We start from the raw sequence: 19,346 nt of genomic DNA on the forward strand, positions 1-19,346 counted from the left end.
CAGTTTGGGATATACGGTATACAGACTGAAATCCGTAAAAATCTACGGAATGCCAGATATAGAAATGGAGGCACCTACCAACTTTGCGGGATGGTAGGTGCCTCCCTGATGTTACGTGGGTACATCCGGTATCCAAGAACATCAACTAAGACTGAAACTTAGTTACTTAACTTCAAGATTCAGTTTCTTCAAGGCGTCCTTGAGCTGATCGCCCGAATTCTTGAACACGTCCGCAACCTTCATGGTGCCGTCTCCGGCAGCAGCGCCGCCTTCACCACTGAGGTAGCCCTGAGGTACCGACCAGGAGGGCGGGAAGGTGAACGGTTTCATATTGGTGTTAGCAGTGGTGAACTCTTTAATTACGTCCTGGCCGCCATAGAACTTGGCATAATCAGGAGCTTTAGGAGTTGCTTTCGCAGCTACAACCAGACCCTGGCTGGCTAGATCATCAACCTGCTCGTTGAACCAAGCGTTGAACTTCATGGCCTGTTCAGGATGCTCACAGGTCTTGGAAACCACTACACCGGAACCACCATCGGGGCCGGATGCGCCACCAGGCAGCTGAGCAATAGCCCATTGACCGGACTGGTCAGGAGCGTCACCAGCGATCAGCGGAGCTTCCCAAGCGGCACCGATAGTACCGATGATTTCGCCCTTCTGAACAGCAGGAGCCCATTCGTCAGCCCAGCGACCAACTACCTTTGCGGACTTTTCGTCAAGCAGTTTCTGCCACAAAGCAGCAACGGACGCAGAGCCTTCATCGGTGGTATCAACCTTCCAGGCATCGCCTTCTACTCCGTACCACTGACCACCAGCGGCGGCAGTCATAGCGGAGAAGATCTGGGCGCCCTCGTCACCTTCGTAGGCCACGATGTACTTGCCTTTTTCAGCGGCAGCTTTCGCGGTGGTGGTGAATTCTTCCCAAGTGGTGGGTACTTTCAGACCCAGCTTGTCGAATTCTGCTTTGTTGTAGAAGTAGACCAGCGGGCCGGTATCCTGCGGAAGTCCTAAGTACTTTCCGTCTACCGCCATAGAATCGAACGGACCGGGCAGGTACTTGTCTTTGTACTGGGTAGCATACTTGCTAACGTCCTGTACCAGACCCTTTACGTATAGTTCAGCCAAGTCAGCGTAACCAGCCTGGTACAGACAAGGCGCATTCTTTGCGTCGGTGTCAGTCTGTACTTTCTTGATTAGCTCTTGAGCTTTACCATCAAATTTCTTCGGGGTTACCTTAATGTTCGGGTTTTCTTTATTCCATTTATCAACAATCGTCTGAACTTTTACTGCATCATCGGCATTGTCAAGACGGTGTAGGTATTCAATTTCTACCTTTTCGTTGCTGTCTGCAGAACCGGCTTTGTCATCAGCACCGCCACAGGCAGCTAGCCCCAATGATGCCATTGCGACTACGCCAGCGAGAGCAATACTCCGTTTTAGCTTACGCGACAAATCAAACCTCCTTGTTGAGCTGACCCGCTACAATGCGAGTCATTGAAAACTCATTAAGGATTATAGCAAAACTGATTTCTTCCTGAAATTTTCCCGAATTTGATATGAAAATGAGACTTTTTCGTGTCTAAAATAATACCAAACTGAGTTGAAACACCGAGGCGGCACCTTCCAGGTTACCTACGCTGGTTAGAGATTAACGTTCACGTCCTGCAGAGCATCTTTAATCGCACCTATATCTTTACGGGAGGACATATCCAGCACTCCAGAAGCGACTGGAACCACCTTAATCTGTGAACCGTTTTGAATTAGGTAACGCACTGCATCCGTCAGTTCGTATTCTCCCCGCACCGAGGGCTCAATATTTTCGCAAGCGGCAATAATGCTGTGGTCGAATAGCCAACAATTCATATTGACTGGGGCGTCAGGATGCGCGGCCATTTCCACGTCAGAGGGCTTTTCAATAATGTTCTGTAACTCCCCGTCGCTAACATCCATGATCGCATAGGCCTTAACCCGTTCTGCCTCGATATTAGAGTTCGCGATTAACTCTGCCCGCGAAAACCCGGCTACCGCCAGACCCGGGGCTTGCACCAATTGCTTTAATACCGGCAAGGGGTAGTAGTTATCGGAATTTAGAACCAAGGAGCGATCTTCACCAATAAACTCTGCGGCAGCCGCGACCGCGTTTGCGGTTCCTAACGGCTCTTCTTGAATTGCATAGGTGATGGTTACCCGATTCTTTTCTACGCTGTCATAGTAGTTACGAAACGCATCATGTTCTGGACCGATTACTAGGCAGACCTCTTTAATTCCGGCATCAGCAAAGGCGCTGATTACGTAGTCTAAGAAAGGGCGTCCAACGTTAATTAATCCCTTGGTACCTGCCGAAGCGGCGGCGGCTTGTTCGCCAGACAGATTAGTAGATTCGTCATTTGCGCGCATCCGGGTACCTAGTCCGCGAGCCAAAATAACTGCTTTAGTAACCGCCATAATAATCACCTTTGAAACCAGATTTAGAAAAACTACTACTCAATACTAACAAGCTAGGTAGCCTCACCACCTTGCGAACCCGGTAAACAAATACCCAATAGCAGTGGACAAAACCCGATTTTGATGAACTATTAATAGCCAACATCCTTATTAACCTGGTTGTTTCCCTTCCCAGCAGCATTGTTTAGGAGCAGTAGCCGGCGTAAAGTTAGAGTGTTTGAACTTTAACAGCGGCGTTGGGAGCAACCGAGATGACCACGATAAAAGGGCGAGTTTTTAATGGTTTCGGAAACCAGATTGGAAGCGGTCTAGTTCTAGATGGCAACCAGTTAGCTGAGGTCATCCCGGGAACTCCTGACGCAAATTGGCCGCTCATTGTTCCCGGTTTTGTCGATGTTCACTGCCATGGAGGTGGCGGGTTTTCTTTCCCCGACACCACTGACCCAGATGAAATAGCTACCGCGATTAAAGCTCACCGTAGCGGCGGCACAACCGCCCTATTTGCTTCCTTGGTTTCTCTGGCTGACCCCCTGCCCTATATCAAGGCTCTGGTTCCTTTCTGTGAAAAGGGCGAGCTTGCGGGTTTGCATTTAGAAGGTCCTTTTATCTCGAAAGCAAAATGTGGGGCGCAAAACCCGGAAGTGATCCGCCCCGCTGATTTAGCAGAGCTTGAATCCTGGCTTCAGGCTGGTCAGGGCTGGTTTAAGACCATGACTATCGCACCGGAAACTGATAATGCACTTCCGGCCGCGAAACTGTTACTCAAATATGGGGCGGTTCCCTCCTGGGGTCACACTTCCTGTGACGAAGATCAAGCCCGCCTGGCTTTGGATTACACGGTTAAAACCGCCGGTGAACTTAACTGGCAGGGATACGCGCAAACTGTTACTCACCTGTTTAACGCCATGTCCCCGATTAATCACCGTTCTCCCGGTCCGATTATAGAGTTCTTGCGATCGGCAAAAGACAGAACAGCTGGGGTTGAGGTTATCGCTGATGGGCATCACTTGAAACCCGAACTGGTAGAAGATATGTTCGCTACTTTCCCCGATGCTTCCCTATTCTTTGTAACCGATGCGTTGGCGGCCGCCTGTATGCCTCCCGGTAAATACACTCTGGGAGGATTAAAGGTTGAAGTAAAGAACGGAGCCTGCTACCTGGATGGAACTAATACCCTGTCTGGTGGGGCTTCCTGCCTGCTCAACCAGTTCGCCCTCTTTGCTCGGCGCGGACAAATCCCCCTAGCGAAACTAATTCGTGCCTGCGTGGGCACCCCGGTACAGGCAGCCTCAATTCCCGAGGACGCTCCCGGGGTAACTACCCGCTTTACTCCTGGCTGCAAACCTAGCTTTATACTCTTAGATTCTGATTATCGGATACAACGGCTATTTAGGCAGGGTGAAGAAATCGAGCCAACCACAATAGAGAGTTAAGAGCGATTACCTAACCTGATTTAAGGCTATTTTCACTGCTCAAAACGGGAATCACCGGTTCGCCTAGCTAACGTAAACCGGTGGCGGTCAGGTAGGCGAGGACGGCTCGCACCCGGCGGTTGGGTTCATCCGGGGTTAAACCCAACTTCATGAACACATTCGCAATATGTTTAGCCACTGATGCGCCGGATAGAAACAGTTTCGCCGCGATTTCCTCATTCGCTAAACCTTGCGCCATCAGCTCTAAAACTTCGTTTTCGCGAGGAGTGAGGCTGGAAAGAGCAGAACTGCGTTCCCGCACCAACTTAACTGCTACTTCTGGATCTACCACTACCCCGCCACTAGCCACAGTTTTGAGCGCATTCAAAAAATCTGCCACCCGTGAGACCCGCTCTTTTAACAGGTAACCGGTACCACCCGCATGATTTCCCGGCAGTGAAAACTGTTCGGAACTAAAAAGCTGAGCCGCATAAGCGGGAGCCACATACTGGCTGAGAACCATGATTCCCAGGTCAGGATATTTTTCCCGAATCTGTACGGCGGCGCGCAAGCCATCGTCACTCATACCTGGAGGCATTCGCACATCGGTTATCAAAATATCGGGAACCTGGTCGCCCTGGTATATCTGATCGACCACTTTTAACAGGGAGGGCGCGTCCTCGGCTTGAGCGATTATTTGATTCCCCAGTCGCTCCAGTAGCCCCGCTAAGCCCTCCCGAATCAAAGTGGCGTCATCAGCCAAGATGATTTTCAAACCCGTCCTCCTCAACGCTAGGAATTAAAATCGGAATCTCGGCGCGCACTGTAGTTGGCCCGCCCAGAGGTGAAAGTATCCGCAAGTTTCCCCCGAAAGCCTCTAGGCGTGCCTGCAAACCTGCCAAGCCGTGTCCCGGAATGATTTTCGCGCCCCCACCCCCATTATCCACTATGGAAATAACCAGAGAAGAACCCGCAACTATCAGCAAAGATGCTTTAGGATTTGCAACATGTTTGGCGATATTAGTTAGAGATTCGCACACCAAATAATAGGCGGCAGCAGCGGCTCCAGCCGGTAGAGACGGTAACTCTTCCGGCAGATGCATCTCAACTTGCACCGGAGAATCTGCGCACACGTCTCGCACTGCCTCCGCTAGTCCCTTATCGGACAATACTTTCGGATGCACCCCCGCAACTGTGCGTCTGAGCGCCACTAAGGATCTATCGTTAGCGTCTTGCGCCTGCCGCAGTAAAGAAAGTACTTCCTGTATTTTTGCGCTGAACTGCGGCAAGGAGACTGATTCCTGATTTATAGAACCGTCTAAAGACCCGGCAGGTTCCGCAGGAGGCGCGTCCTCGCCCAATACCGCTCCCCCGGATGCTTTCCCCTGTCGGTCTTGACTAGATTCAGCGTCCTTTAAAGCCGCAGCCTTCGCCAATTCGTGTTCCAGTAGACTAAGAGAAAGTTCCGCCTCTCCAACTTTCATGGAAGCGGCCACTAAGTATTGTTGTGCCCCATCATGCAGGTCGCGTTCAATCCGGCGGCGTTCAATCTCGAAAGCATCTACGATTTCCCGGCGAGAACGATGTAGCTGCCTGATTTCTTGCTCGTCCATAGGATTGCCTTGCGCAATCGAATAGATGATTCGCGGGTAAATAGCCGCCGCTAGGCTAAATACCAGCCATAACGCTATGGTCGCGATTAAATCTGGCGAACCGCCCCCCAGCGATAGCGGCGCTAGCAGCAGCTGGAGGTAGTACTGAAAGAACTGGGTTACCAGGTAAGCTAAAACTACTAGCGCCCAGAAACTAATAGCATTAACGAACAGGCAAAACAGCAATATGAGGATGTCTCGGCTGGTTTTAGCTGGTTGGGCAAGTTTTCCCTCTCCGGTCAATAAAGAATCATTCCCGGGGATTGCCCAAAGATGCCAAATGTTCGCGTCCGGTTTACCGAGCATTGCTCCGGCGCGATAACGCACTGTACATGTGTAGTTGGCGAGGGTGATGCGAGCTTTTTTAGGATGAATCAGCATGATCGCTAAATGCACTAGCAGCGCTAAGAGTTCTACTACGAAATAGGCTGGCCCTAGCAGCAGCGCCATGCGGGGGGTCACCCGTTTTTTGTCGTTTATTCCCTGGAAAAAGGGATCTATTCGCTGCATGTTTCTATCCTATTGGCAAGCTAGCGTTCCGACAGAGCGCGCTCACTATTATTTAGGTAGAGCTAGCACTACCTAAAAACTAGCTCTAAGGTGCTAACCGGAATGAATAGCGCCCGCAACAATAGAGAATATGGATATATCTACCCGCGCATTAACTAAAGTTTATGGTTCACGCACCGTTTTAGCGGGGATTGATTTACATATTCCCACTGCCAGCCAGGTAGCATTTACCGGGCCATCCGGGGTGGGAAAAACTACGCTACTTTACCTACTCAGTGGGATTATTGCGCCCTCTAGTGGCGAGATTTATTTAGGCAGTAGCCGACTTAACGATTACTCCCGGCAAGATTTACAGGCTCTACGCCGGCAAAAATTTGGTTTTGTTTTCCAATCAGAGCAGCTAGTAGACCAGCTAAGTGTACGGGAAAATGTGGCTTTACCACTGCTGTTAAAACGGATAGGGCGCGCCGAGGCAATGTCTCGTGCCCAAAGAGAACTGGAAAAACTGGGTTTAGAAACCATTGCTAGTCAAATAAGTGGAAATCTATCGGCAGCGTTACGACAAAAAGTAGCTCTGGCGCGCGCCCTAGTTGGCAGACCAGAAATAATTATCACCGACCAGCCGACCGACTGTTTAGATGAGGTAACTGCGCAAGAAACCATGCAGGTGCTATCTACTACCGCTCAACAAATGGGAGCCACCCTGCTGGTAACTAGCCTTAATTCACAGGACACTAGCTGGTGCGAACGCACGATTACTCTACGGGACGGACTGATAGTTTCCGATAGAACCAAAACGGCTTTGCCGGAGAATCCTGGGGAAAACTAAATGCGAACCCTACAACTTGTTTATAGCTGGTCACGGCGGTTCCATTATCCGAAAACTGCGGAGTTTTTGTCGCTTTTCTCAGCTTGTTTGACTGCTTATAGTATTTGTTTGCTGCTAGGAGGAATAAAAGCGGCTTTCCATCTGGGAGTCTTTTGTCCCTCGGGAGCAGATTTTCAATGTGCTGGTTCGGTACAAGACTTATTGTCGCTGCGCGCATCTGATTTAGGGAACCAATTAGCAGACGTAGTGACCGTACTGTACGGATTAATGTTCACCGCTGCGGTGATTCTGATTATTTTTCCCTTAACTATTTTGTGGTGGAATCGTTTAACCCTAGATGAACGCAGATTAGCTGAGTTATTAAATACTTTAGGAAAATTAGGGGCACCCTTTCACACCAGGTTGCTGGTATGCGTGGTATCGATGCTCGTTTATGCGGGGCTGGGGTGGCTTGGGGGAGTAGCGCTCTACTGTGCATCTGTACCGCTATTGGGAAAGCTGAAACTATTAGGAATTCCTCTAGGCGGATTTAACCTGATCCCGCCGATTAAGGCAGTAATAATAGTTTTCTTAGTATTAGCCCTAGTTCCTCTGTTGAAAGCGCTGAGCTTAACCCGTAAATACACTGGCATTCCCCGCTACTTACGCTCCCGCAACAGAGTCAGAGAACTGTCAGGGGCAACAATAGGATTAATATTTATCGGTGCCTGCCTGGTCTCTATTCCGGGGTTAGCGTTTATTCTCCCGCTAACTCCCCTGCTATTAGCGGTATTGATATTCCTATTTTGTTTACTTTTCGCCTGGATTTTTGGAATATTTTTACCAGCGAATGCCCTCTCTTTAGCGGTTTGGCCACTAAGTCGCACTCGCCACTTAAGTTTGCTTTTAGCAGTGCGAAATATCCGTCTCCACCCGCAAAAATACTGGGTATCAATTACCCCGGTACTATCCTTAGCGCTAAGTTATCTGCTAACTTTCATGTTCTTAACTATTTTTCCCTATCTTTGGAAAGGATCTAGCGAACCCATCCTCCCCGGTTCCAGCGAAAGCGCCGGGGCTTGGCAGTCACTTTTAAGTAACGAGGGCGAGTTTTTTTCACTACTGCAAACCGATATTCGCAGCGGATGGCTTATTACCGCTGGTTTGGTAGCCGCCCTCACCTGTCTTTGCGTAGCGGTCAGTACCACTGCGGATAATGAGCAAAGCCGAACCCAAAAAACCCTATTGCTCCAGTTAGGATGCCCGCCACGTACTATTCGAAGAGCAAAATGGTGGGAAATAATCTTGCCCTATATTTTCGGATTCAGCCAGCTAATCCTGGGGGTAATCCTATTTTTAACCTTGCTGGTAGCAAATGGAGGTTTAGGGGTAAGCGAAGAGCTACGAACAACCCTAAAGATTACCGCCCCGATGGCAGCCATGTTAGCGGTCAGTGTATTAGTACAGATCGGGACATTTATGGCACTTAACCGGAGCGGCAGGGTAGCCCAGTCTCCTATGCCAGGTAGAGCTAGCTATAAGAAAAAATCATTGCCTAAGTGATGGTGAACCGTAAGAAAAGAAAATACCTTCTTAGATATGAATGGACAAACTAGAGAAAGAGCAGCCATGATTCAAAATGGAAACTATCCGCAAATGCCGGCCAATAGACGTTCTTTAGTGAGCTTAAAAGATGTTTACAAGATTTATCGGCAAGGAGAAGTAGAAGTCCGCGCCCTCAACGGGGTGAACGTGGATATTTACTCCGGTCAATTTACTGCCATCGTTGGGCCTTCCGGTTCCGGTAAATCAACTTTGCTGCATTGCCTAGCGGGACTAGATGCAGTTACCAGCGGAATGGTTACGGTTGCCGGGCAAAACCTGGCCGCTATGGACGACACTAAACTAACCAAATTTCGCCGCGACCATATCGGGTTTGTATTTCAATCATTCAACCTAATCCCCACTTTAACGGCCGCAGAAAATATCCATCTGCCCGCGCTGCTATCGGGAAAGAAAACTGCTCCTAAGTGGGAAAAACAGATTATCGAAATCTTGAATTTACAAGACCGCCTAACCCATAAACCGGCAGAATTATCAGGGGGACAACAGCAGCGGGTAGCGGTAGCTCGCGCTCTGGTAGCCAAACCAGCCCTGCTAGTAGCTGATGAGCCCACGGGAAATCTGGACTCGTCCTCGTCAATGGAAGTGCTAAAACTGCTGCGGGAAGCAGTAGACAAGCTGGGACAAACCGTAGTGATGGTAACCCATGATGCTCGCGCCGCCTCGGTAGCTGACCGGGTACTGGTGGTTCGCGACGGGCAAGTAACCCAAGAACTTAACCAACCCAGCCGCGAAGAACTGGCACAGGTGATTTAAATGTTGTTTTTAACAAAAGCAAACCTGAAAGCGCATAGCCGCCAATATGTAGCAACTGCCATCGCTATCATTATTTGCTGTGTTTTTATTTGCGGAGCCAGCAGTTTTGCCTCCGTAATGAGTTGGGTGATGGGGGTCGGAGAAACCCAATTCAACCAGAATACCCAGGTACAGATAACTAACGAGGGCGAACAATACGATACCGACAGCGGTGAGGCCGTTAAAGGTATCGTTGCCTGGGACAAAATCCCCGGTAACGACTATGAAGGTATTCTGAAAAAACAAGACGCTATCCGTAACGCTGTCGGTAAAGACCTTGACTTACAGCCGCTTTACTATCCGATGACGGTCACCAGTATCAATGAGAAAACTGTTTATTTGTTCGGAACAGGGCTATTACCTGAAGGCTATTATCGCCCTCCCTTAGCTGAGGGACGCTACCCTAGTGGGCAAAATGAAATAATTTTGGGCGAAAGTTACCTGGAAAATGGCAAAACTAAAATCGGTGACCGGATTGAACTTAAAGTTGATGAGCTAGTAAACGGGGTATACACCGGGAAAGAGAAAACCATTCCCGTTACGATTACCGGCACTATTAAACAAGATGCCGCTATGAGAATCGGGAACCTACCGGATGTGTATTACTCTGCCCAGCTAACCAAGCAGCTAAGCAGTTACGCAAAAGAATCACCCTCGAAAATACTGGTAAACACCCAGCAAGATCCCAAAGCGGTAGTACAAAAACTCGGTAAATATCTAAATGACAATAAACTGCTATCCGATGATGGCTGGGTAGTTACCGTAGAGGCGCTACAAAAATCTTCCGATTCCGATTTAGCCAAATCTGTGGCAATACAAGCTGCTTCCCTAGCTTTCCCACTCCTAGCGGTGCTGGTATGTATTGGTATAGTTTCTGTAACTTTCCAGGTGGTTCTAGCTAGGCGGCGGCGAGAAACCGCCTTGCTGCGCTGCGTGGGGGCTACCGTTTCTCAAATCAGGCGTTCCGCATTTGCCGAATGCATTATGGTGGGCGTAATCGCTGCGCTTATTGGAACGCTCTTAGGGTGGACTGCCTCGATTGTGGTGGCAGTAGCAACCGGAATGATTGGATCATTCGCCCAAGCGGTCCAAGTAATCGGTTTCACCCCGGCAGTAGTATCGCTCTTAACCGGGATAATAGTGCCTTTGATTGGCGGAATGCGTCCCACCCTGGGACTAGCGAAAATCTTGCCGGTAGCCGCCTTGAACCCCATGGAACTAAACAAAATGAGCAAGAAGAAGCGCCACATTGCGCGCGGCGTGTTCATGACACTGTTTACCTTGATGGGAGCCGGGTTGTGGACGATTGCATGGCTAAATAAGGGGCAGGAAGACGATCAAGCTATGACCATCGCGCTGAGCTGCGCCCTGGGAGGATGCCTATTTATTTTCTTGGCGGCTCTGCTAGCTTGCCGCAGTTTCCTACCGGCATTCACGGCCGCCCTAACGCGGCCTTTTGCATCCCGCTCTGCAACTTTGAAACTAGCGGGAGAAAACGTAAAACGCGATCCTAATCGCACTGGAGCTACCGGAACTGCCCTGGTATTAGGGGTAACCTTAATGGCCACTATTTTGGTAGGTACGCTATCTTTACAAAGCACCATCACTGATGAACTAAACCGCCGTTTTTCAGTGGATATGTCACTAGTTGCCGTAGATGAATCCCATCAGATGCCCGAGGAGATAACCAAGAAATTACCGAAGCTGCAGAGCGTAAATAGGGTTGCTTCCCTGCCCTCTCGGATTATCAAAGAGACTCATGATGAAAACGGTAAACCGGTTCAACTGAACTTAGCGGTTGAACGGGTAGAAGCTTACGAGGGCGAGAAAGAAGCAACAACCAGCTCGGCTCCGGATAAAGGGGAGGGCGAAACGGGAGACACCTCGGATGCGATTACCACCGATTCCGGCAACCAAAAACCCGAAAACCGGTCAGTTTTAGCGGTCGGTTTGCCCGATAACCCCGAGGCAGTATTACGTAACCAGGTTAAGACCCCTCAGAAAGGTACTGCCTGGCTGATGACTGCGGACGAGAGGAAACACCCTAAACAGGTAACCTTAACTTTTGCTAGCGGACAGAAGCTGACAGTTGCTTTAAAGTCTCCTCCAGAAGATAATCAAGCCTTCCCTAGCTCTGCATTAGGCTCCTATCTGGTACTGTCACGAGCTGATTTAGACAGTATTACCCCCAGTGAAACAGGGAAAAATCCGGCAGGCGTAATCCTCAAAATTAATATGGAAAAAACGCCTACCGAGATTTTGGAGGACATTCAGGAGCTATCAACCTTGGCTCCGGCAGATTCTGTAGCTGAAACTGGAGGCGTAATGGCTACGGCTTCCATAAATCTGGTGCTAAAAATACTGATGACCATTCTGCTATCGCTATTAGGGGTATCAGCTCTGGTTTCCCTGGTGGGGGTCGCGAATACTTTGAGTCTTTCAGTAGTTGATCGCAAACGCGAAAATGCTCTGCTCCGGGCGGTTGGTTTTACTCAAAAACAGATTCGCGCCATGCTGCTGACCGAGGGGACGCTAATCGGGTTAGGGGCGCTGATTGTAGGGATTGGGCTGTCGATACTGTTCTCCTGGTTCGTGATGCAATGTATGCCTTTCAGCGGTTTCATCAGTCCGAAAGACATTCACCTGCAAATCCCGTGGCTCTGGTTAGGGGTAATAATCCTGGTAACCGAAGGGTTCTGTTTCCTAGCCTCGGTGCTGCCCGGTCGTCAAGCCGCTAAAGCCAGCCCGGTAGCTGCTTTAGCTAGTGCTGACGAGTAAACTCCAGCAGCTAGGTCAATAGCCCGATTGCACTTTGGGGGGGCGCTGCCTGGCAGCGCCCCCCCAATAAAGTATCATCAGCTCAAATAGCGTTTAGAGGCTAAGATCGTCGGAAAAAAATAAGTGCCGATTAGAAGCTAGTTACCCCTGGCCAACTAGGGAATCTACTCCAATCTCCATGGCGAGCCGGTGTCTTTGACCCGGTTGCAGTAAAAGCGCGTGTTCGCGTACATTTCCAAACTCGATTCCGGCAAATCGGTAAACATCCTGGTCAGAAAGATCGCTAAAATCTTTAATAAACCGGTTCCACGGTGTCCAGACGATAGTGGATTTAGATCCCGATTTCTTTAACCAAATCTTCCTCCCCCAGGCTGGATCATAAATTTCCAGGTCAGAAGAGGAATCATAAATCCGGTCAAATGACTGATTAAAAGTAATCGGCTGGTCTTCGCTAGCTTTCTTAGCAGTTAAAGTATCTAAGAAAACTGCCTGTTCCAGACCCTGAAGCTCACACTGCCTTAAATCACTAAATCCTAGGTAGGTATGGAATACCGCCTCAAATGTGAACGGGTGATCATCGGTATTTACCGCCTCCAATGTCAGCCGTAAAGTCTCACCCACCTCGATTGTTAGCTGCGTAGAAAAAGCATGGGGAAATAATTCGCCATCTTTATGGGACAGGCGATAGGTCAGCACTTTATAGCCCGCTTTCGCGCCTGCGAGCCCTTGCATATCCCCATTACCGGGCATTTGCAGCCTTGGGGAATCAATTCCTTTTCCCCCTAAAACTTGCGCCGCCGGGCTGGAAGCGCTATCATCCCGCTCCCAAACAGTAGTTTTCGCAAAACCATGATTACCAGCTGCACCTGCCGGGGCTGCCGGCGAAAACCTGGGATTGCCGAACCAGGGCAAACAAATCGGGATTCCTCCCCGCACGGTAGTGTCCCCCGCAAAACTAGCTTGGTCAGACAGCCAAACAACTGGATTTTGACCCCGCGGAGTCCAAGAAAGCACCTGCGCCCCAAAATCAGTAATTTCAGCTAGCGAGTATTCAGCGTCAATCTGGTGTACCTGGATTGGAATATCACTTGCCATAAGGCAAGCATATATTCAAACCCTTTAGTCAGCGCCGAAAACCAGATTAACGGCTATATCCCGCCATTTCTTCTAGGCGGGCAATCCGTTCATCCATAGGCGGATGGGTAGAAAACAGATGCTTAATTCCCTTCCCGCGGAAAGGATTAGCAATCATCATGAAACCAACTTTCTCGGTTTGCGGATTACTCTGCAGAGGACGCGCCACCGTTCCTGCCTCTAGTTTCTTGAGCGCACTGGCTAAAGCTAAAGGATCTCGCGCCAGCTCAGCGCCGGTCTCATCTGCATCAAACTCGCGTGTCCGAGAAATCGCCATTTGGGTAAACATCGAGGCAATCGGGGCTAACAACATCAAAAGCACCATCGCCACCCCGCCAAGCGGGCTATTGTCACCGTCGCGACGCCCTCCCCCAAAGAAAAACAACATTTGCGCAACTGAAGTAATCAGACCGCCAATGGCTGAGGCCACCGAAGAAGTCAAAATATCCCGGTTATAGACGTGCATTAACTCGTGCGCCAAAACCCCGCGAAGCTCACGCTCATCAAGGAGCTGTAAAATCCCCTCGGTACAGCAAACCGCTGCATTTTGCGGATTACGTCCCGTAGCAAAGGCGTTAGGGGCCGAAGTAGGAGCAATATACATTCGAGGAACCGGCTGACCAGCAGTTTGCGAAAGCTCAGTAACAATCCGCACTATTTGCGGATATTTCCCCGGATCCACCGGGTAGGCGTTCATGGATCTAATCGCGATTTTGTCTGAATTCCAGTAGCTATAAAAAGTTGAAATCAACCCGATAGCCGCAAAAATCCAGATAAAAGCGGAACTGCCAGTACCGTAAGCAATCAGATAGCCAACTAGCAGCAGCAACGCCCACATCACAGCGAACAGCAGCCCAGTTTTCAAGCCATTACTAAAACGTTTCTTGCCCATTTGTTCCTCCTGGTTTACCCGCAATCTAGCAGGTGAAACTGCACAAATACTGACAAATCCCTGCCAAAGACCTGCAGCTTCACCAAAGATGAAAAGACAGGTGAGCTGACTATTCGCCGTCCTGACCGATTAAATCTTCCGGAACTGTTTCCCCGCGAGAAATCGCGCTCATAGCTTTACGGGAAACCACTTTGACCCGCTCACGCCCGCCGCGGCCGCCCTCGACCTCGCCAAAGTCTGCGCCCAGCTGCTTTTCGTATTCGTCCAATAGTTCCCAACCATGCCAAGTAGAGAAAGGAACTCCCCGCTGCTCAAGCAGCTCAATCATGGCGTCGTGCCCCACCGCTTTCCCGGTAGCCACTAGTTTGCCAGCTTCCGCGTCCTCTACCAGGTGGGCGATAGTTTGCTGCGCATCAGACTTGGTAGAACCAATCAGCCCCACCGGGCCGCGCTTTACCCAACCGGTAGCGTAAATCCCGGTCAAAGGAGTTCCCTCCAAATCGGTGACCCGTCCTTCCTGATTGGGGATTACTCCGCGACGCTCATCGAAAGGCAATCCCGCAATCGGAGAAGAGAAATATCCCACCGCGCGATAAACCGCCTGTACCGGGGTTTCCCGCAGCTCGCCAGTCCCGGAAACCGTTCCGTCCCCGTTCAGCTGGGTACGTTCAGTAACTAGGGCGCGCACATGCCCGTCCTCGTCAGCTAAAATCTCTTTCGGAGCCGAGAATAAATGCAGGTGGATACGGCGATCAGCTTCCCTATCGTCCTCGTCCATGGCGTAATTGATTAAGGTATCAACCACCATTTTGGTTTGTTTAGAAGCCGCAATCGCCTGCTCCGAGCCTTCATCGAACTCGAAATCCTCCTCGGAAACGATAACTTTTACTCCCGGCTGCTGCCCGAGTTCGCGCAGCTCCAAGGGGGTGAACTTCACCTGAGCCGGTCCGCGCCGCCCGAAAACATGCACGTCTGTGATTGGGGATTTATAGAGCTCTTTCGCCACATTTTCCGGAATCTCGGTTTTGAGCATATCGGCAGGGTGCTTCGCCATTACCCGCGCAATATCGAGGGCGACATTACCGACCCCGATAACCGCGACCTCTTTCGCTTCTAAGGGCCAAAAACGCGGATAATCCGGGTTGCCGTCATACCAAGAAACAAAATCGGCAGCCCCATAACATTCCGGCAAATCCTGACCGGGCAAATCAATCGGTTTATCGCGGTCAGACCCGGTAGCGAAAATAATCGCATCATAGTGTTCATGCAGGTCATCGACAGTTATATCGGCGTCCTCGCCGCCAACATTCACATTTGCCAGCAGACGGATATCGCCGCGCTGCAAAATCTTGTAAAGGGCAGTAATAATGGCGCGAATCCGGGGATGATCGGGCGCTACGCCATACCGAACCAATCCATAGGGTGCAGGCAGACGTTCAAAGAGGTCAATCTCTACGTCTAGACCAGATTTGGACAAAATATCAGAAGCATAGATGCCGGCGGGGCCGGCTCCAACTACAGCGACACTAAGCGGACGGTCAGACACTAAAACCCTTCCTTTTACGTAATAAATCTGGCGGCGCCACCTGTTAGCACCTCAAACCTCAAATTATTCTAGCCGCGAGTAGCGACTATCTCGCATTTTATTGAGCGGTCTCACACATTGGCTCCGCCACGTTTACTAATGGGCACGAGCGCGGAAAGCAACGGCAAAGAAACGAGCAAACCCTACTTTGAACTTCGCTAGCTCGTAACTCGCGCAATAAAAGCAAAGCTGCCCCAAGTAATGATGCATGGGAGACAATAGGGATATTAAAGGAGGAAAAAATGACTACACGGAGAACTCCGCGCAGGCCAGCAATGTTAGATGCCGAGCAGGCAGAAAACATTCCCGGTGCCGAGGACGGGGCGATCGCTTCAGAGGTTGCCCACTTGGTAGCGCAAACTCTGCTAGGAATCGAAAAAGAAAGTGACGATCAGGTTAAACGTTTACGCGAGCTCCTAGAATCTGGTGGGATAGATACGGTCAGTGAACTCTGGTCCGCTTCACCAGCCAATACTTTGCCCGGAACGCTCTGGCGGCTTTACTTGGTGTATCAATGGTATTTACGCGATCCAGATCTGGTAAATGAACGCTTCCAGCAGGGGCTGGCAGCTCTAGAAATTGGGGAAGTTTTTTCGCGCGAGCATTGCGAAAAATCGGTGGACGCCCTCATAAATAAACTAGCGGAGCTTTGGCGAACCCAAACCTCAATTGACCAGCTGGCTCCGCTGCTAGATCGCACCAGCGATTTCCTGAAAGTGCTCGCCAGTGGGGTCAGTGCCGACTGGATTAAAGACGAGCGAGACGAATTGGCTGATCCGGTAACCCTGCGTCCCGAAGCGCTATTACAAACCGCGCGCGACCTAAGGCTTTCAGCGCGTGCAGCCAAGGTAAATCGCCTAGACTAGAACTAAATCTACCCGGACTAGTTCAGTACCGTCACCAAATTATTTATTAGAAGGGATCGGCATGGACAGCAAACAGGAAGCTGACAACAAGCCAGAACCTAAAGTAGGTAAAGCTAAAATTAAAGAGGATGCGCAAGGTGACCCCCAGGTGGTGCCTTCGCCTGCCGATATTGCCCGGATATATAAAGAAAACCCGCAAACTGAACCGGTAGCGCAGGTAGACCGGCAAGCGGCACAATCCAACTTTGAGACCGCCACCGCTGACGAGCTAATATCTTCGAAAATCTCTCCTGACCAGTTTCCCGGCATCGATTACGAGGACGCGGACTACGCCCTCCCCGATAAGAAATCCCCGTTTATAGGGGAGCAAGAGGTCGATAAAACCGGTAAACCTCCTACCTCGGAAAATAACGCTGGCAAACCAGCTAGCGAAAAGGAAGCCCAAACCGGGAAGCCGGCAGCTGCCAGTAAGCCGGGTGATTCCCCGGTGAAAACTAAGTCGAAGGCGCAAAAGCCTTCCGATACAGAAGCATTAGCGGCAGGTCACGCCCAAACCGATGGCCCCGAAGACCTTTCCCAAATCAGCCCCTCCACTTTGCGGGAGGCTCCCGGGATGGACAAACTCGCGCAAGCCGGTCCCCTCGGTCAAGACAAACCCCTCCCCAAGGGACGTTTCGGGGACAGGGAACTATCTTGGATGCAGTTCAACCAGCGAGTATTAGAACAGGCAGAGGACGAGCGGCTGCCTATTTTAGAGCGCGCCTGGTTTACTACTATTTTCTCTTCCAACTTGGATGAGTTCTATATGGTGCGTGTGGCGGGGCTTAAACGCCGCATTGCCGCCGGAATTGCCCGCACCGCCGCCTCCGGTCTTACCCCCCGGCAAGTGCTTGACCTGGTGACAGAGCGCGCCCAAGTATTGTGTGCTCGGCAAGCAGGTTTCGTGCAAAACACTTTACGCGGAGAACTGGAAAACGTGGGGATCAAACTGCGGCGTTGGAATGACCTCTCCCTAGAGCAACAAGATTTTCTGCACGGGTATTTTCGCCGCCAGATTTTCCCGATCCTCACCCCCTTGGCGGTCGATCCTTCGCACCCCTTCCCCTATATTTCGGGGCTATCAGTTAACTTGGCGGTAGTGGTGCGCAATCCCTTAACGGGAAAGCAGCATTTCGCCCGGGTGAAAATCCCGGAAAGCCTGCCCCGGCTAATCTGTGTGGAACAGGCAATAGACCAGGTCAGTCCGGAAGATGCGATTGATACTAAAGGAGAAGCCACCTTCATTACCCTGGAGGATGTTATCGGCCCCCACCTCGATCACCTCTTCCCCGGGATGGAAATCTTAGAACATCACGTGTTCCGCCTGACCCGCAACGAGGATCTAGAAGTAGAAGAGGACGACGCCGAGAACCTACTGACCGCAATGGAACAAGAACTGTTGCGGCGCCGTTTCGGCCCGGCAGTGCGCCTTGAGGTAGCAAAGGGAATATCGCGGCCGGTACTCGATTTCCTGGTGGCCAAACTGGAAATTGGGATGGAGGACGTGTTTGCGCTTCCCGAACCAATTGACTTACGCTGCCTGAACGAGCTGCATGACCTAGATTTACCGGAACTGAAATACCAAAAGTTTGTACCGGCCACTGCTGCCGGGTTAGCGGAAGTGGAATCGGCTACCCCCACCGATATTTTCGCGATGATCCGCAGCCACGATGTGTTGCTGCATCACCCCTATGATTCCTTCTCTACTTCGGTGCAGCATTTCGTCACCTATGCCGCTAGGGATCCCAAAGTGCGTTCCATAAAGCAGACCCTCTACCGCACGTCCTCGGATTCACCGATTGTGTCTGCCCTGATAGAGGCGGCGCAAAACGGGAAACAGGTGTTGGCGATTGTAGAGATCAAAGCCCGTTTCGACGAGGACGCTAATATTTCCTGGGCGCGTAAATTAGAGCGCGCCGGGGTACACGTGGTGTATGGCATGGTGGGTTTGAAGACCCACTGCAAACTGTCGATGGTGGTTCGCGAAGAAGCCGATGGCCTGCGCCGTTACTGCCATGTGGGCACCGGCAACTATCACCCCAAGACGGCCCGCGGATACGAGGATTTGGGGTTGCTTACCTGCGACCGGGAGGTAGCCCAAGATCTTACTCGCCTATTTAATCAGCTGTCCGGGTATGCGCCCCGCACTTCCTTCCATCGCCTGCTGGTGGCTCCGCGCTCTATCCGTCCCGGGATTATCGAGCGCATTGAACGCGAGGTAGAAAATCACCGCAAAGGCCTGCCCGCCTATATCGGGATTAAAGTAAACTCCCTGGTAGACGAGGCGGTAACTGATGCGCTTTACCGTGCCAGCCAGGCAGGGGTACCGATAGATATTGTGGTGCGCGGGATTTGCACGATTCGTTCCGGGGTGCGGGGGCTATCGGAAAATATCCGAGTGCGTTCCATTTTGGGGCGTTTCCTGGAGCACTCCCGTATCTACGCTTTTGAAAATGCCGGACAGCCAGAGGTTTGGATCGGTTCTGCTGATCTGATGCACCGCAACTTAGATCGCCGAGTGGAGGCGCTGATCCGGATTAAGGATCCCGACATGACTGCGAAACTCATGGATTTGGTGAGACTTGAGGCCTCCCCGGAGGTATCTTCTTGGCATTTACGCCGGGATGGTACTTGGCGGCGGCATGTTGACGCCAAAGATGGATCGCCGCTGATGGATATCCAAGAGTACCTGATTAATAAGGCTAACTCGCGGATGAAAGGACGCTAATCAGCGGATCGTCCATCCACCTCTTAATGTTGAACAGTTATCGCCCTCTTTACCTGGGGGAATGACCTTATAAGTAATT

Annotated in this window: 14 protein-coding genes; 7 read left to right on the forward strand and 7 right to left on the reverse strand. The window is 50.8% G+C overall.

Features of this window, described 5'->3' with window-relative positions; all coding sequences use genetic code 11:
- Positions 1-162 precede the first annotated feature (162 nt).
- Positions 163-1,452, reverse strand: a complete 1,290-nt coding sequence (locus E6072_RS00130) for an extracellular solute-binding protein (RefSeq protein WP_316692961.1) — start codon at positions 1,450-1,452, stop codon at positions 163-165.
- A gap of 189 nt (positions 1,453-1,641) precedes the next feature.
- Entirely contained in the window at positions 1,642-2,445 is an 804-nt protein-coding gene (locus E6072_RS00135; protein WP_316692962.1) for a sugar phosphate nucleotidyltransferase, read from the reverse strand.
- 251 nt (positions 2,446-2,696) lie between these two features.
- Here E6072_RS00135 and E6072_RS00140 point away from each other — a divergent pair, with 251 nt between their 5' ends.
- Positions 2,697-3,878, forward strand: coding sequence for an amidohydrolase family protein (locus tag E6072_RS00140; RefSeq protein ID WP_316692963.1), 1,182 nt, complete (start codon positions 2,697-2,699; stop codon positions 3,876-3,878).
- A gap of 67 nt (positions 3,879-3,945) precedes the next feature.
- Here the strand turns inward: E6072_RS00140 and E6072_RS00145 are convergent, their stop codons facing one another.
- Both E6072_RS00145 and E6072_RS00150 read right to left on the reverse strand, forming a co-directional pair.
- A complete protein-coding gene (locus E6072_RS00145; protein ID WP_316692965.1) occupies positions 3,946-4,632 on the reverse strand; it encodes a response regulator transcription factor in 687 nt (228 codons plus the stop codon).
- On the reverse strand, positions 4,613-6,019 hold the full coding sequence (locus tag E6072_RS00150; RefSeq protein WP_316692966.1) for a histidine kinase: 1,407 nt from the start codon (positions 6,017-6,019) through the stop codon (positions 4,613-4,615). The genes E6072_RS00145 and E6072_RS00150 overlap by 20 nt, the downstream gene beginning before the upstream one ends.
- A 130-nt stretch (positions 6,020-6,149) precedes the next feature.
- Between E6072_RS00150 and E6072_RS00155 the strand changes: the two genes are divergently transcribed.
- The 4 genes from E6072_RS00155 (at position 6,150) to E6072_RS00170 (ending at position 12,023) form a co-directional block, all read left to right on the forward strand.
- Positions 6,150-6,848, forward strand: a complete 699-nt coding sequence (locus E6072_RS00155) for an ATP-binding cassette domain-containing protein (RefSeq protein WP_316692967.1) — start codon at positions 6,150-6,152, stop codon at positions 6,846-6,848.
- Entirely contained in the window at positions 6,849-8,390 is a 1,542-nt protein-coding gene (locus E6072_RS00160) for a hypothetical protein (RefSeq protein ID WP_316692969.1), read from the forward strand. It abuts the gene before it with no gap.
- Positions 8,391-8,456: 66 nt separating this feature from the next.
- Positions 8,457-9,206 carry an ABC transporter ATP-binding protein gene (locus E6072_RS00165; RefSeq protein ID WP_316693325.1) on the forward strand — a complete coding sequence of 250 codons (750 nt, stop codon included), beginning with the start codon at positions 8,457-8,459 and terminating at the stop codon, positions 9,204-9,206.
- Positions 9,207-12,023, forward strand: coding sequence for an FtsX-like permease family protein (locus E6072_RS00170; RefSeq protein WP_316692970.1), 2,817 nt, complete (start codon positions 9,207-9,209; stop codon positions 12,021-12,023).
- Positions 12,024-12,164: 141 nt separating this feature from the next.
- Here E6072_RS00170 and E6072_RS00175 read toward each other — a convergent pair whose 3' ends face one another.
- The 3 genes from E6072_RS00175 to E6072_RS00185 form a co-directional block, all read right to left on the reverse strand.
- Positions 12,165-13,118 carry a hypothetical protein gene (locus tag E6072_RS00175; protein WP_316692972.1) on the reverse strand — a complete coding sequence of 318 codons (954 nt, stop codon included), beginning with the start codon at positions 13,116-13,118 and terminating at the stop codon, positions 12,165-12,167.
- A 46-nt stretch (positions 13,119-13,164) separates the two neighbouring features.
- Complete coding sequence (gene htpX, locus E6072_RS00180; RefSeq protein WP_316692974.1) at positions 13,165-14,049, reverse strand: zinc metalloprotease HtpX; 885 nt, start codon at positions 14,047-14,049, stop codon at positions 13,165-13,167.
- A 109-nt stretch (positions 14,050-14,158) separates the two neighbouring features.
- Positions 14,159-15,595 carry an FAD-dependent oxidoreductase gene (locus E6072_RS00185; RefSeq protein WP_316692976.1) on the reverse strand — a complete coding sequence of 479 codons (1,437 nt, stop codon included), beginning with the start codon at positions 15,593-15,595 and terminating at the stop codon, positions 14,159-14,161.
- A 281-nt stretch (positions 15,596-15,876) separates the two neighbouring features.
- Between E6072_RS00185 and E6072_RS00190 the strand changes: the two genes are divergently transcribed.
- Positions 15,877-16,500: a hypothetical protein gene (locus tag E6072_RS00190; RefSeq protein ID WP_316692977.1), complete on the forward strand. Its 624-nt coding sequence runs from the start codon at positions 15,877-15,879 to the stop codon at positions 16,498-16,500.
- A 61-nt stretch (positions 16,501-16,561) separates the two neighbouring features.
- Positions 16,562-19,267, forward strand: a complete 2,706-nt coding sequence (locus tag E6072_RS00195) for an RNA degradosome polyphosphate kinase (RefSeq protein WP_316692979.1) — start codon at positions 16,562-16,564, stop codon at positions 19,265-19,267.
- Positions 19,268-19,346: the final 79 nt, after the last annotated feature.

Origin of the sequence: Varibaculum cambriense, assembly GCF_032557235.1 — a bacterium.
GTDB classification, from domain to species: domain Bacteria; phylum Actinomycetota; class Actinomycetes; order Actinomycetales; family Actinomycetaceae; genus Varibaculum; species Varibaculum cambriense_C.

Bases quoted from the DNA above. Each gene is read 5' to 3' on its own strand.
- E6072_RS00150 (WP_316692966.1), bottom strand. From the start codon at position 6,019: ATGCAGCGAATAGATCCCTTTTTCCAGGGAATAAACGACAAAAAACGG.
- htpX (WP_316692974.1), bottom strand. From the start codon at position 14,049: ATGGGCAAGAAACGTTTTAGTAATGGCTTGAAAACTGGGCTGCTGTTC.
- E6072_RS00160 (WP_316692969.1), top strand. From the start codon at position 6,849: ATGCGAACCCTACAACTTGTTTATAGCTGGTCACGGCGGTTCCATTAT.
- E6072_RS00140 (WP_316692963.1), top strand. From the start codon at position 2,697: ATGACCACGATAAAAGGGCGAGTTTTTAATGGTTTCGGAAACCAGATT.
- E6072_RS00165 (WP_316693325.1), top strand. From the start codon at position 8,457: ATGATTCAAAATGGAAACTATCCGCAAATGCCGGCCAATAGACGTTCT.
- E6072_RS00175 (WP_316692972.1), bottom strand. From the start codon at position 13,118: ATGGCAAGTGATATTCCAATCCAGGTACACCAGATTGACGCTGAATAC.
- E6072_RS00135 (WP_316692962.1), bottom strand. From the start codon at position 2,445: ATGGCGGTTACTAAAGCAGTTATTTTGGCTCGCGGACTAGGTACCCGG.
- E6072_RS00190 (WP_316692977.1), top strand. From the start codon at position 15,877: ATGACTACACGGAGAACTCCGCGCAGGCCAGCAATGTTAGATGCCGAG.
- E6072_RS00155 (WP_316692967.1), top strand. From the start codon at position 6,150: ATGGATATATCTACCCGCGCATTAACTAAAGTTTATGGTTCACGCACC.
- E6072_RS00195 (WP_316692979.1), top strand. From the start codon at position 16,562: ATGGACAGCAAACAGGAAGCTGACAACAAGCCAGAACCTAAAGTAGGT.
- E6072_RS00170 (WP_316692970.1), top strand. From the start codon at position 9,207: ATGTTGTTTTTAACAAAAGCAAACCTGAAAGCGCATAGCCGCCAATAT.